This window comes from Vibrio sp. Vb1980 (assembly GCF_033338615.1).
Classification (GTDB): domain Bacteria; phylum Pseudomonadota; class Gammaproteobacteria; order Enterobacterales; family Vibrionaceae; genus Vibrio; species Vibrio alginolyticus.
Genome location: NZ_JAWOSZ010000003.1, coordinates 211,037 through 225,019 on the forward strand (window position 1 = coordinate 211,037; position 13,983 = coordinate 225,019).

The following is a 13,983-nucleotide window of genomic DNA, read 5'->3' on the forward strand; positions in this document are numbered from 1 at the left end:
TAAAATGTTACTTTATAAAATTAATACTTTGATGCAACTAGGTTTACCTAATTTGGTTAGAGTCTTCCTATACCAAGTCGGAGTTCGTTCTAAACTAAACCCAGTAAAGCGCTTGCAGCCAGAGCAGATAGATGGTTGTGTGTTTAGAGCGATCAAATGCAATGTTCATCATAGTTCTTCTAATTCTTTCGTTTTCAAACCTTTTGGGTGGATGAAAGGAGAACCTGTAAAAGATATCGTGTGGATGCGCAGTGTATTAACTGGAAAATGCTACTCCAACATGAATAAACCTTGGTTTTGTTTGTCTGACTTTGATTCTAATGTTGGTGATATTAAAGGGGTTTGGGAAGCATCTAGATTTGACTGGGTGCTAGGCTTAGCGAAGGATTATCTTTCTGGAAGAGAGCAAGCGCTTGATGAGCTGAATGCAACTACGAAAGATTGGCTAAAACACAATTCTCCTTATTTGGGGCCGAACTGGAAGTGTGGTCAAGAAGCGTCAATAAGAGTCATGCATTTGGCTATGGCTGCTAAATTACTGAATCAAGTTGAAAGTCCTGAACCTGCACTGTTGGCATTTGTTAAAGCCCACTTAAAACGCATTGCACCGACCATCTCTTATGCCGTAGCTCAAGATAACAACCATGGCACTTCGGAAGCTGCAGCCCTATTTATCGGTGGAAGTTGGCTTGTTTCCAGTGGCGATGAAAGCGCTATGCGCTGGCAAAATATGGGGCGTAAGTGGTTAGAGAATCGAGCAAAGCATTTAATCGATTGTGATGGAACATTCAGCCAGTATTCAGTCAACTATCACCGAGTTATGTTAGATACATACTCAATGGCTGAGCTATGGAGGCGGGAACTCGAACTCAAGCCTTTTAGCCAATCACTATATACAAAAATTGGTTTAGCAACTCAATGGTTGTTTCAATTAACTCAAGAGGTTAATGGAGATGCGCCTAATTTAGGACATAACGATGGAGCAAGGTTGTTACCTTTAAGTGACTCGGATTATCGAGATTTTCGCCCAACGGTTCAGCTCGCCTCAGTCCTGTTCTTGCAGTCATCTGCTTGGGAAAAAGCAGGTAGCTATGATGAGCCACTTAAACTTCTGGGATTAAGTAAACCTCAGCGAGTACTCAATCAACCGAGCGCATTCCATTTCGCGCAAGGCGGATACGCCGGATTAAGAAGCCAAACTGGAGCGTTTGCACTATTCAATTACCCTATATTTCGTTTTCGACCTGCTCAAAACGATGCTCTACATGTGGACTTTTGGCTTGATGGTGTAAACCTGTTAAGAGACGGTGGCACCTTTAGTTACAATGCTGGTCAAGCATATATCGATTACTATGGTGGAACGCAAAGTCATAATACGGTTCAGTTTGATGAGCATGAACAAATGCCACGCTTGAGCAGATTTCTCTTAGGTGCTTGGCTTAAGGCTGAAAATGTCCATTGGGATGAAGATCGCCAATATTGTAGCGCTAGTTACCGTGACTATTTGGGGTGCAGTCATAAAAGAGAGATTTCTCTTTCGAACAGTGCGCTGCGAGTTGTCGATGATATCCACGGTGTACAGAACAAAGCGATACTACGTTGGCGCCTGAGTCCAGGGGAATGGATGATAGAAGGCAATCGCATCACCAACCATATTCATTCTATAACGATAAATAGTAATACCGACATCAAACGACTTGAGTTAGTCGAAGGAAAAGAGTCTCGCTATTACTACCAAGAAACTTCCATTCCTGTTTTGGAAATCGAAGTAACGTCAGATGGCAAAATAACGACAGAGTATAATTACAGATAATGAATATTCTTTATTTTCATCAACATTTTTCAACACCTAAAGGTTCCACAGGAATACGTTCCTACGAGATGTCAAAGCGCCTAATTCACCATGGGCATAATGTCACTATGGTATGTGGCACATATGGTGGAGGAGAGACAGGGTTAGAGTCAGAGTTTATTGGTGGCAAACGTGAGGGCGTCGTCGATGGTATCCGCATCATTGAGTTTGATTTGGCGTATTCCAACTCAGATGGCTTTCTTAAAAGAAGCATGACATTTGTTAAGTTTGCACTCAAAAGTATCGGCTTAGCTTTTACAGAGAAATACGATGTATTGTTTGCAACAACAACACCATTAACAGCGGGTATTCCAGGTATTTTTGCACGTTGGTTACGTGGAAAGCCGTTTGTATTTGAAGTAAGGGATTTGTGGCCTGAATTACCAAAAGAAATGGGGGTAATTACAAACCCTATCATTTTGGGTTTGATGTCTCTATTAGAATGGGCGTCTTATCGCAGTGCGAATCGCTGTATTGGCCTTTCTCCTGGCATTGTCGAGGGAATCAAGAAGCGTGGAGTACCTAAAGACAAAATCGCGATGGTGCCCAATGGCTGTGATCTCTCCATCTTTACTCAACCAAGCGAGCCATGGCGACCAGAAGGTGTCGCGCAAGAAGATTTGATGGCGGTTTTCACTGGCACTCATGGTATGGCGAACGGTTTGGATGCTGTCTTAGATGCAGCGACAGAGTTACAAAGCCGTGGCCGAAACGATATTAAGTTAGTTTTGGTGGGGCAAGGTAAGCTAAAACCACAATTGGAGGCGAAAGCTAAAGAGATGCAGCTGAATAACGTTGTATTTCACCCTCCTGTAAATAAGCAGAAGTTGGCGGGTTTGATGGCAAGCGCTGATGTTGGAATGCAAGTGTTGGCAAATATCCCTGCTTTTTATTACGGAACATCTCCGAATAAATTTTTCGATTATATTTCTGCGGGCCTCCCTGTGATTAATAACTACCCAGGTTGGTTAGCAGGGATGATAGAAGATTCTCAGTGTGGCTTTACTGTGGCTCCGGAAAATCCGCAGGCATTTGCAAATGCCTTAGAGCAGGCGGCAGATAATCGAGGGGCGCTTGTTAACATGGGGGCATCCGCTCGACAGCTTGCTGAAAGTCAGTTTGACCGTCAGTTGTTAGCTGATAAATGGGTTCAGTGGGTAGTAGGAACGGCTCAAACAGATGTGAAATCTGCAGAGGTAAATAATGAAAAGATCATTTGATTTCACGGCTTCTTTATTTGCCCTTATTTTACTTTCACCGATTATCGCGCTCGTAGCTTGGAAAATACGCAAGAACTTAGGCTCGCCCGTGTTGTTTCGTCAAACACGTCCTGGTTTGCATGGCAAACCATTTGAAATGGTTAAGTTCCGTACCATGAAAGATGCAGTCGATTCACAAGGAAATCCACTTCCTGATTCCGAGCGAATGACTCCGTTCGGAGACAAATTGAGAAATTCAAGTCTCGATGAGCTTCCGGAGTTGTGGAACGTATTGAAAGGTGAGATGAGTTTAGTGGGGCCACGTCCTTTATTAATGCAGTACTTACCGCTTTATAGTAAAGAGCAAGCAAGACGTCACGAAGTCAGGCCTGGCGTAACGGGCTGGGCTCAAATTAATGGGCGTAATGCGATTAGTTGGGAAGATAAGTTTAAGCTCGATGTCTGGTATGTCGATAATCGTAACCTATGGCTAGATATCAAAATTCTGTTCCTAACCGTTAAAAAAGTGTTTGTGAAGGAAGGAATATCGGCAGATGGCCATGTCACGATAGAACCTTTTACTGGTCAATCAAAGCAGAGCGAAGTCCATGAATAGAACTTGCGCAATTTTAGGCGCTAGTGGTCACGGGAAAGTCGTTGCTGAAATTGCGGAGCTAAATGGTTATACAAACATTGAGTTTTTTGATGATCGCTGGCCAGGGTTGCAAAATGTGGAGCATTGGCCAGTCAAAGGGAATTCCGAAACCTTGTTAAAGATAGCGGCGCAGTTTGATCTAACGGTGATAGCCATCGGCAATAATAAAATCAGGTTAGAAAAGCAGAATCAGCTCAGTACAGCTGGCGCTAAGTTCTCTGTACTAGAGCACCCTAGGGCCACAATTAGTCGGCATAGTCAGCTTGATAAAGGTACGGTGGTCATGGCTGGTGCTGTCATCAATCCTTTTGTCAAAGTTGGTAAAGCATGCATTATTAACACGGCCTCAACGATAGATCATGACTGCCATTTAGCGGATGGCGTTCATGTTAGCCCTGGTTGTAATCTTGCGGGCGGGGTAACTGTCGGGGAAGGTTCTTGGCTCGGTATCGGAAGCCAAGTTAAACAACTTATTTCCATTGGTACGGGCGTAATGGTAGGAGCTGGCGCGACTGTCCTGAACCATGTACCAGATTTGCAAACTGTTGTGGGTACGCCTGCACAGCTCGTAAATTCAAAATAACATTCTCAGAATAATTTTTATTTAGGTGACATCGTGCTTAATACTCCATTTTCTCCATGGCCTTCTTTTACTCAAGAAGAAGCCGACGCAGTTAGTCGTGTACTACTGTCAAACAAAGTAAACTACTGGACGGGTAGTGAGTGCCGTGAGTTCGAAAAAGAATTCGCAGCTTGGGTTGGATGTGATCATGCTGTTGCACTAAGCAATGGTACCCTTGCACTCGATGTCGCGCTTAAAGCGTTAGCGATTGGTGAAGGGGATGAGGTTATTACGACGCCTAGAACGTTTCTTGCTTCTGCGTCCTCTATTGTTACGGCTGGTGCTAATCCTGTTTTTGCGGATGTAGACCTCAATAGCCAAGCCATTACGGCAGCGTCGATTGAAGCGGTCCTAACTCCTAAGACTAAAGCGGTCATCGTTGTTCATTTGGCTGGTATGCCGGCAGAAATGGATGCCATTATGGCGCTTGCAGAAAGACATGGTTTTTATGTTATTGAAGATTGTGCTCAAGCACATGGCGCGAAATATAAAGGCCGCAGTGTCGGCACAATTGGTCACATTGGTGCTTGGTCATTCTGTCAAGATAAGATCATGACGACAGGTGGTGAAGGCGGCATGGTGACCACGAATGATAAAGATTTGTGGTCAAAAATGTGGTCTTACAAAGATCATGGTAAAAACTATGACGCGATTTATAACCGTCAGCATCCACCAGGCTTTCGCTGGTTGCACGACAGCTTTGGAACCAACTGGCGTATGACTGAGCTACAAGCTGTGGTTGGTCGTATTCAATTGACTCGCATGTCAGAGTGGACGGCAAAACGCCAAGCTAATGCGGCACAAATCGATGAGGCTGTTGCAGATCTCAATATCGTTCGACGCGTTCACGTGCCTGAGCATTCGCAGCACGCTGAATACAAACATTACCTTTTTGTTGAGCCTAAACATTTGGCAGAGGGCTGGACGAGAGATCGCATTGTTGAAACCATTGTGGAACGTGGTGTTCCGGCTTATCAAGGTAGCTGCTCTGAGGTGTATTTAGAAAAAGCATTTGATAATACGCCATGGCGACCAGAAAAACGTTTGCCGAATGCAGTGCAGTTAGGTGAAACCAGTTTAATGTTTTTGGTTCATCCAACATTATCGTCAGAAGAAGTCGCTAAAACGTGCGGTGTGATCCGTGAAGTGTTGTTAGAAGCGCAGAAGTAAACCAGTTCAGTCTAAGTGGGACGCATAAATAATAGTGCTTTAATATGTCGTTATTTATGTTTTCCTGTAACAGCGTCCCACCACTTGATGAAAATGTAAAATGTCTGCTACGCAGATTGCTTAAAAGATGCGATGCAGTGAGAGAATATGCAATTAATGGTTCTATACATAATCATCAGGTTGTATAATCTTTGCTCAGGCTATCTCATAATATTAACTAGCATTACCACCAAACTCTAAAAATAAACTTGGGGTAATGAGGCTTACATACTGTCATGATTGAAAATAATTCCAAACTTAACGTCATTTGGTCTTTACCGAGATATCAAAAGCGCCTTATTAGTATCGGAGTGGATTTCTTTATTATCTCTGCTGCTTTTATGTTTGCTTATTGGTCTCGCATTGGTGAATTCCGCCCACTTCCAGATATAAGCAGTAACTATGTATTGTTGGCAACCATTGTCTGTACTCTTGCTGTTTTTGTCTCGTTTGGCCTCTACCGAGCGGTGCTACGCTATTTAGGCTTTCATGTTCTGGCAGTCGTCGGGTTGGGTACGATTCTATCTGCGCTTTGTGTGGCCAGCTTTGCTTTCGCATTTGATGCCCAACTACCACGCTCGATTCCTTTTATTTATGCCGCTTTTCTTGCGATCGGTGTAGGGACTAGCCGTCTGCTGGTAAGGAGTTTGGTTGCTCAATCGGTACACAAAGCCGGAGCGCCAGTTCTTATTTATGGTGCTGGTAGTGCCGGTCGTGAGCTTGCGTTTGCGCTGCGACAATCAGAAACCTACCGAGTTATTGGCTTTGTCGACGAAGACAAAACGCTTCAAAACACAATGCTAATGGGTTACCGAGTCTATACAGCGGATAACGCGATGAAGGCGATTAGAAAGTATGAAGTAAAAAAAATCTTACTTGCTATTCCTAGCGCTTCAAACAAACGCCGTAAGGAAGTCTTAGATAGAATTTCTAAACTGCCTGTTGAAATCCAAACCGTTCCAGATATGAAAGATATCCTTACGGGTAAGGCGAAAATTGATGAACTGAAAGAGGTTCCGATTGGTGATTTGTTAGGTCGAGACCCTGTTCAGCCGCAACAAGTATTAATGGAAGCGAACATCAAGAATCAAGTGGTGATGGTGACGGGAGCTGGTGGTTCAATTGGCTCTGAGTTATGTCGTCAGATTTTAAACTACTCGCCAAAATCATTGATCTTATTTGAACTGTCTGAATTTGCGTTGTATCAGGTGCACAGTGAATTGAGTCAAATCATTAAAGCTAACAATCTGAGCATTGTCGTCGTTCCATTGGTTGGCTCTGTGCAGAGACAAAATCGCTTAGAAACTACCATGAAAGCCTTTGAAGTGGACACGGTTTACCATGCTGCGGCGTACAAACATGTTCCGCTGGTGGAGTACAACGTTGTTGAAGGTGTAAGAAACAATGTGTTTGGCACTTACTATACAGCGCAAGCGGCGATTGATGCAGGTGTGAAGAATTTTGTTCTTATTTCTACTGATAAGGCTGTTAGACCAACGAACGTGATGGGTGCGACTAAACGTATGGCTGAGTTAGGGCTACAGGCGTTGGCGGAGCAACAAAACCGAATTCGTGAGAGCAACCCTAATCTGGGTACGCGTTTCTGTATGGTGCGCTTTGGTAATGTTTTGGGTTCGTCTGGCTCGGTAATTCCTGTATTCAAAAAACAGATTGAGAAGCGAGAACCTATTACGGTCACCCACAAAGACATTACTCGATACTTTATGACAATTCCAGAAGCTGCCCAGTTGGTTATTCAAGCTGGGGCGATGGGTAAAGGTGGCGATGTATTTGTTCTCGATATGGGGGAGCCCGTTAAGATTATCGATCTAGCGAAGAACTTGGTTTACCTGTCAGGGCTTGAAGTTAAAGATGAAAACAATCCTCATGGCGATATAGAGATTCTCTTCACAGGTTTGAGACCGGGAGAGAAGTTATATGAAGAGCTGTTGATTGGAGATGACAATGTTTCCGAAACGGCACACGCACGTATTATGACAGCGCAAGAAAGTTACCTACCACTAAAAGAGTATGAAATCTTAATCGACAAGCTCGATGTCGCCTGTCACAACTTCCAACACGAAGTGATTCGTCGCTTGTTACTCGATGCTCCTACAGGCTTTAATCCGGTGGACGGCATTGAAGATCTCGTATGGAAGCAAAATACTCGCACTGCGGAGTTATATACTTTTGAACCAAAGCAAAGTAATGCAAGTGAAACTTGATGCTTTTGTCTGGTTGGTAAATAATAGAAAAATTAATAAGATATGTTGTCTTGGTGCTCGCAGTGGTGGTTTGTTTACTACGAGCGTAACGTGAACATGTCGTAATCTCAAAAAGGCACTTCTGAGTGCCTTTTTCTGTATTCAATACATTAACAGTGGCTAAAACTGATGGCACAGAAAACGATAAAAACAGGGATAGCAGCATTATCGCTGCCGCTATTGGTAAGTACTTCTCTTACCGCTCAGGAGTTGGCGACGCTACCTTCGAACCAAAGCTTTACCGGATTGACTTTTACGCCCAATGCACAGTCTTTAAATTACGGCGATTTTTCTTTTACGTACGCTCAAGGCTTACCATTTAGGACGGCAGTTCAAGATTTAGATTCTCTAAAATTCTCGTTCGGTATGTTTGATGGCTTGGAAGCTCACGGAAGAATTGTAACGGATGACTATACCTCAAATTGTTTTTACGATTGTGGTGATACCCGTGATTTATCTATGTCTTTCAAGTATCAGGTCCCTAACTTTTGGGGATCGGAGAATCTCGACTTTGCTCTAGGTATTCAGGACTTAGGTGGCTCAGCCAATCAGTTCAGTACGAAATATGCGGTTGCAGATTACTCGTTCGACTTTGCTCCGGTTCGCATTTCTGCAGGTTATGGGCTTTCTGATATCGGATTGGGTGTGATGGATGGCCCGTTCGGTGGTATTGAATATCAACCATTGAGCTTTTTGCAGGTTAGCGGAGAATACGATGCTGTGGAGTTTAACTCCTCGGTCAAGCTTTTTACCCCACAAGGCACATTGCCTTATGATGTGACAGCCTCGCTCAGTTATCAGCTTTACTCTGGCCACAATACTGATGAACAAAATATTTGGAACGCGGCACTTTCAGTACCTCTAGTTACTGGGTATACACGTTCTCGCGATTACTCGCGCAATAATCTCACGTTAATGGAAAAGCTGTCTTTGGAGCAGAATAAAGCTAAAGAGGCTTCTATCTCTGCTTTAGTGAGCGCGCTTCGTAATGAAGGCTTTGTGAATATTCAAATCGGTTTGCTGAATCAAACAACAGTAGTGGCGCTAGAAAACCGTCGTTATAACCATAACCAAGTAGATGGTTTAGGTGTTGCTATGGGGATCATCTCTAGCCACCTAGGTCAAAACGCGGTATCAGAAGTGGGTGGTGATTCAGAGCGAATTGAGCTATTTATGCTCGTAAACCAAAAGCCCGTTGTTAGTGTGCAAGCGAATTCAACGTGCTATCAGAGTTTTATCAATGATTCTGCTGCGTGCGAGGATATTAAGTTCACGACACGAGATTTAGCCGAAAAACTTGAGTTGGTTAACTGGAAAACAGAGCGCGTAAATAGCGGCGCACTAGACTCTCAAATTGTCTTTTCACCAATGGTTCGCCATGCCGTTGCGACCGAGTTCGGTGTTTATGACTACTCTTTTGCGATGTCGAGCAACTTATATACCTACCTTTGGTCTGGCGCGGCTGTCGATGTTCGCCATATTTTGCCGTTAGCGGAAACTGACGATTATGAAAAATGGGGATACTTTGAGGATAGTGCTTACGAAAATGATATCGAACGCGCAATGCTGCACCAATTCTTCCGTTTACCTTATGTCGATATTGCGAACCAAGTATCCATCGGTTTAGCGAAAACAGATTATATTGGCGCGAGAAGTGAGTCTACATGGTTTTCTCAGTCTGGTGCGCACGCTTTGAGTTTGGAAATGAGCTACTTCCAGCACGTCGATGAGAAAGATGAAAATGGCTATGAAACTCTCGATCGTCAAACTTCGCTAGCTCGCTATACTTTTTCAATGCCCGAATGGGATTGGCAGTTTAACGCGACAGCGGGTGAGTTTTGGCGGGGCGATGTTGGCGCTAAGCTAACAACATCGCATTGGTTTGAGGATATTGAGGTTTCTGCTACTTATCAGGTTACTAAGTACAAAGATACTGATGAAGAGCAGTTTGTCGCTGTGTCAGTCAAGCTACCACTAACACCTTGGCGTGATATGTCTCCTGGCTTATTGCAGGTTCGAGGTAACGAAGCTTATGACTTTAATGTGATGACGCGAGTAGGCAATGACGTCAATTTCTTAAGTGATGGACAAGGTGATGAGCTTATCATGGACAACAGCATGCTACGTCGTTACTTCAACCGTGGTCGTTATGGTAGCGATTACTTTGAAGAGAATAAGATTCGCTTACGTAACGCCTACCTGCGTTACTTATCAACTCAGTTAGACTAAACCCATAGAACAGTACGATGTATAAAAGCGGCCAATGTGCCGCTTTTTTATTTTCTAATGTATGAAGCTTAGGTTGCACAATATTGTTTCACTATCCAAAAATTAAAACTATTGATATTCTGATATAAGAACTAAAGATTAGGGTATTGGAATGAAAATAGCGGTTGCCGGTACGGGGTATGTCGGGCTCTCTAATGCGATGTTGTTAGCCCAAAACCACCAAGTTGTTGCACTTGATATTGTAGAAAAAAAAGTTGAGTTGCTTAACAACAAGTGTTCACCCATTGTAGATAAAGAAATTGAAGATTTTCTGTCTAATCGAGAACTAGACTTTACTGCTACCACGGACAAAGAGCTCGCCTACAAAGGTGCTGATTTTGTTGTTATAGCAACGCCAACGGATTATGACCCACAAACCAATTACTTTAATACGGCTTCCGTCGAAGCGGTGATAAAAGATGTAATGGCGATTAATCCAAATGCTGTAATGGTAATTAAGTCTACAGTGCCTGTGGGTTATACTGCACGCATTAAGCAAGAGTTAGGTTGTGAAAATATTATTTTCTCGCCAGAGTTTCTTCGCGAAGGCAAAGCACTTTACGATAACCTTCACCCATCTCGCATCATTGTTGGTGAGCGCAGTGCACGTGCTGAGACATTCGCCAATCTTCTAGTTGAAGGGGCGGTAAAAGAAGACATCCCAGTTTTGTTTACTGATTCTACAGAAGCTGAAGCGGTTAAGTTGTTCTCAAATACTTACCTTGCAATGCGCGTAGCTTATTTCAATGAGTTAGATTCTTACGCTGAGGCGCATAATCTTGATTCTCGCCAAATTATCGAAGGTGTTGGTTTGGACCCCCGTATTGGTAACCACTACAACAATCCTTCATTTGGATATGGTGGTTATTGTTTACCAAAAGATACCAAGCAACTTCGTGCAAACTATCAAGATGTCCCAAACAGTATTATTGGGGCCATAGTGGAAGCCAATCGAACTCGTAAAGACTTTATTGCTGAGTCTATTCTCAAACGAGAACCTAAAGTGGTTGGGATATACCGTTTGATAATGAAAGCTGGCTCAGATAATTTCCGCGCTTCGTCTATTCAAGGTATTATGAAGCGTATCAAGGCAAAGGGTATTGAAGTGGTGGTGTATGAACCAGTACTTCAGGAAGACGAGTTCTTTAACTCACGTGTAATCAACGACCTGAATGAGTTTAAACAAAGCGCTGATGTGATTGTCTCTAACCGTATGGTTGAAGAACTTACTGATGTGGCTGATAAGGTGTACACGCGAGACCTATTTGGTAGTGATTAGACTTTAGTTACGATGATCGTGTGTAATTTAATACACAAACAAAAAGGGATGCATGATGCATCCCTTTGTTATTTCTACTCTCAGTAAAAACGAGATTAAGCTTTTGCTTTAGCCGCTGCTTTAGCGATTGCTGCGAAGCTTTTCGCGTCTAGAGAAGCGCCGCCAACAAGAGCGCCGTCGATGTCTGGTTGTGAGAAGTAAGCTTCAGCGTTTTCTGGCTTAACAGAACCGCCGTATTGGATGATTACTTGTGCTGCAACTGCTTCGTCTTTCGCTGCGATTAGTGCGCGGATAGAAGCGTGGATGCGTTGTGCATCTTCAGCTGTTGCTGCTTTACCAGTACCGATAGCCCAGATTGGTTCGTAAGCGATGATTGCGCCGTTTAGAGCTTCAACACCGTAAGTGTCGATAACTGCGTTGATTTGACGTGCACATACTGCTTCAGTTTCGCCAGCTTCGTTTTGCGCTTCAGATTCACCGATACAGAAAACAGGTGTTAGGCCGTTTTCTTTTAGGAAATTGAATTTCTTAGCGATGAACTCGTCAGATTCGTTGTGGTATTCACGACGCTCTGAGTGACCGATGATGATGTGAGTAGCACCGAAATCTTTCAGCATTTCTGGAGACATATCGCCAGTGAACGCACCGCTGTTGTTTAGGTCAGTGTTTTGAGCACCCAGGATGATCTTGTTACCGCCTTCAGCGATTACGCGCTCTGCTAGGTCGATGTAAAGTGCTGGTGGAGCGACTGCTACGTCAACACCTTCAACGCCTTCAAGTTCAGCGTTAAGACCAGTTAGCAGCTCAGTTACCATTGCTTTGCTGCCGTTTAGTTTCCAGTTACCCATCACTACAGGACGACGCATAGGAATATCTCCCTTATCTTTAATGTAAATAGTCAATTAATGTAAAAAATCTACGTAGGAATATAACAGAATAATGTGAACAGATCATGATTGGCGTCATGTCTTGTCCGGCTTTCTTTGTTGATTCGACCAAGCATCGATCCTGTTATTTTTGTCAAAAGCAACCGATTGGTGATCGCGTAGACAGAATGATAGTTCATTCCTCGGAAATTGCTGCTGAGATTGGTATTACTACGCGCTGGAATTAATTGTTGTAGAAAGGAATCAAAATGCCAAATCTCGTTTTAGAGTATTCAAACTCGGTGGAAGAACGCGTCAATGTTCAGGGGTTGCTGGAGGATTTACATAAAACGGCGTTAGAAAGTGGCCTTTTTGAACTCGCGTCAGTGAAATCTAGAACGCTCCGGTGCCACAATTGGTTAATAGGAGAGGAGGGAGATAGCCTCGATTTTATCCATATCAACTTTGATTTGTTATCTGGTCGCTCCCAAGAACAAAAGCGAGAACTGTCACGAGCCTTGATGGCGACTCTTCAAGAGCAAGCTAGTCACGTGCACAGTTTAACGGTCAATATCCGAGACATGGATATAGATAGCTTCCAAAAGGTAGTGAACTAGGTGGTGCTGGATTGCCCGAGAATAGCGAGGGGTTATTGTTACGAATTCTCAGCCTGGCTCTGCTTGTTATATGGGCGTTGTGGGCACCCAAGCTATCGGTGTCCTTTCCAAACTATATTGACTCGGCTAATCTATAACCTTTCTATTTTGGGGTAAAATTTGATGTCGACTAAAGAGTTACTGTTTTCTTTTCAAGGACGTATAAACCGTAAAACCTACTGGATTTGGAACGTCATTTACTATGTGTCCATTCTAGGCTTTGGTGCCGGTATCAGCCAGCTGCTTCCTACTCTCTCCTATGTGCTTCTTCCTATTTTCTTGGTGGTTCTGCTGATCCCTGATTTGGCGATCACCACCAAACGTTGGCACGACCGCAACAAATCGATCTATTGGCTAGCACTGAATATTCCGCTGATTATCGGACGAATTGCCACGCCAATGACCAGCCCTGCCGCGCAAGAGCCGTCGACCCCACAGATGTTCGTCGCTTCCATTTCTCTGATTTGTGGTTTATGGATTCTAATTGAATGTGGTTTCTTAAAGGGAACATCAGGACCAAACCAATATGGCCCTGAGCCGGAGTAATTGCTTCAAGTATCGTGCGTGCTGAAAGTAGATTCTTAGTCTCGCTAAGGCTCGCTAGAATGACGAATTCTTTTGATTTAGAGGCTGTTAAACTCACCGTCATTCTGAACTGCGAGGGACGAGCGTGATTCAGAATCTATCGTCCGCTTGAGCAGTGTTTAAGCTGAGCGGGAAAGAATAGGAGCTTGCTGTTACTAGATTCTTAGTCTCGCTGAGGCTCGCTAGAATGACGAACTCTTTTGATATAGAGACTGTTAAAGCCATCATCATTCTGAGCTGCGAGGAATGAGCGTGATCCAGAATCTATCGTCCGGTTGAGCAGTGGTTAAGCTGAGTGTGAAAGAGTAGGAGCTTGCTGATACCAGATTCTTAGTCTCGCTAAGGCTCGCTAGAATGACGAACTCTTTTGACATAAAGCTTATTAAAGTCACCGTCATTCTGAACAACGAGGAACGAGCGTGATTCAGAATCTATCGTCCGGTTGAGCAGTGGTTAAGCTGAGCGGGAAAGAATAGGAGCTTGCTGTTACGAGATTTTTAGTCTCGCTAGGGCTCGCTAGAATGACGC

General features: G+C 43.7%; 11 protein-coding genes. 10 read left to right on the plus strand and 1 reads right to left on the minus strand.

What is annotated here, in order from left to right:
* The first annotated feature begins 4 nt into the window (after window positions 1–4).
* The 8 genes from R7F64_RS07360 (at window position 5) to R7F64_RS07395 (ending at window position 11,348) form a co-directional block, all read left to right on the plus strand.
* Window positions 5–1,813, plus strand: a complete 1,809-nt coding sequence (locus tag R7F64_RS07360) for a heparinase II/III-family protein (protein WP_213903668.1) — start codon at window positions 5–7, stop codon at window positions 1,811–1,813.
* Complete coding sequence (locus R7F64_RS07365; RefSeq protein ID WP_047103857.1) at window positions 1,813–3,072, plus strand: glycosyltransferase family 4 protein; 1,260 nt, start codon at window positions 1,813–1,815, stop codon at window positions 3,070–3,072. The genes R7F64_RS07360 and R7F64_RS07365 overlap by 1 nt, the downstream gene beginning before the upstream one ends.
* Entirely contained in the window at window positions 3,056–3,667 is a 612-nt protein-coding gene (locus R7F64_RS07370; RefSeq protein WP_047103859.1) for a sugar transferase, read from the plus strand. Before R7F64_RS07365 ends, R7F64_RS07370 begins: the two co-directional genes overlap by 17 nt.
* On the plus strand, window positions 3,660–4,289 hold the full coding sequence (locus tag R7F64_RS07375) for an acetyltransferase (protein ID WP_047103861.1): 630 nt from the start codon (window positions 3,660–3,662) through the stop codon (window positions 4,287–4,289). The genes R7F64_RS07370 and R7F64_RS07375 overlap by 8 nt, the downstream gene beginning before the upstream one ends.
* 33 nt (window positions 4,290–4,322) lie before the next feature.
* Window positions 4,323–5,498, plus strand: a complete 1,176-nt coding sequence (locus R7F64_RS07380) for a DegT/DnrJ/EryC1/StrS family aminotransferase (RefSeq protein ID WP_047103864.1) — start codon at window positions 4,323–4,325, stop codon at window positions 5,496–5,498.
* A gap of 275 nt (window positions 5,499–5,773) precedes the next feature.
* Window positions 5,774–7,762 (plus strand): nucleoside-diphosphate sugar epimerase/dehydratase, encoded by a 1,989-nt coding sequence (locus R7F64_RS07385; protein WP_318071572.1) that lies wholly within the window; start codon window positions 5,774–5,776, stop codon window positions 7,760–7,762.
* A gap of 168 nt (window positions 7,763–7,930) precedes the next feature.
* Window positions 7,931–10,030, plus strand: coding sequence for a YjbH domain-containing protein (locus R7F64_RS07390; protein WP_318071573.1), 2,100 nt, complete (start codon window positions 7,931–7,933; stop codon window positions 10,028–10,030).
* Between the two features lie 151 nt (window positions 10,031–10,181).
* Window positions 10,182–11,348, plus strand: coding sequence for a nucleotide sugar dehydrogenase (locus R7F64_RS07395; RefSeq protein WP_047101868.1), 1,167 nt, complete (start codon window positions 10,182–10,184; stop codon window positions 11,346–11,348).
* 95 nt (window positions 11,349–11,443) lie between these two features.
* On the opposite strand, the gene tpiA is transcribed toward R7F64_RS07395, so the two are convergent.
* Window positions 11,444–12,214, minus strand: coding sequence for a triose-phosphate isomerase (tpiA, locus tag R7F64_RS07400; RefSeq protein ID WP_005384863.1), 771 nt, complete (start codon window positions 12,212–12,214; stop codon window positions 11,444–11,446).
* 269 nt (window positions 12,215–12,483) lie between these two features.
* Here tpiA and R7F64_RS07405 point away from each other — a divergent pair, with 269 nt between their 5' ends.
* On the plus strand, window positions 12,484–12,831 hold the full coding sequence (locus R7F64_RS07405; RefSeq protein ID WP_017820736.1) for a 5-carboxymethyl-2-hydroxymuconate Delta-isomerase: 348 nt from the start codon (window positions 12,484–12,486) through the stop codon (window positions 12,829–12,831).
* A gap of 162 nt (window positions 12,832–12,993) precedes the next feature.
* On the plus strand, window positions 12,994–13,416 hold the full coding sequence (locus R7F64_RS07410; RefSeq protein ID WP_005384868.1) for a DUF805 domain-containing protein: 423 nt from the start codon (window positions 12,994–12,996) through the stop codon (window positions 13,414–13,416).
* Window positions 13,417–13,983: the final 567 nt, after the last annotated feature.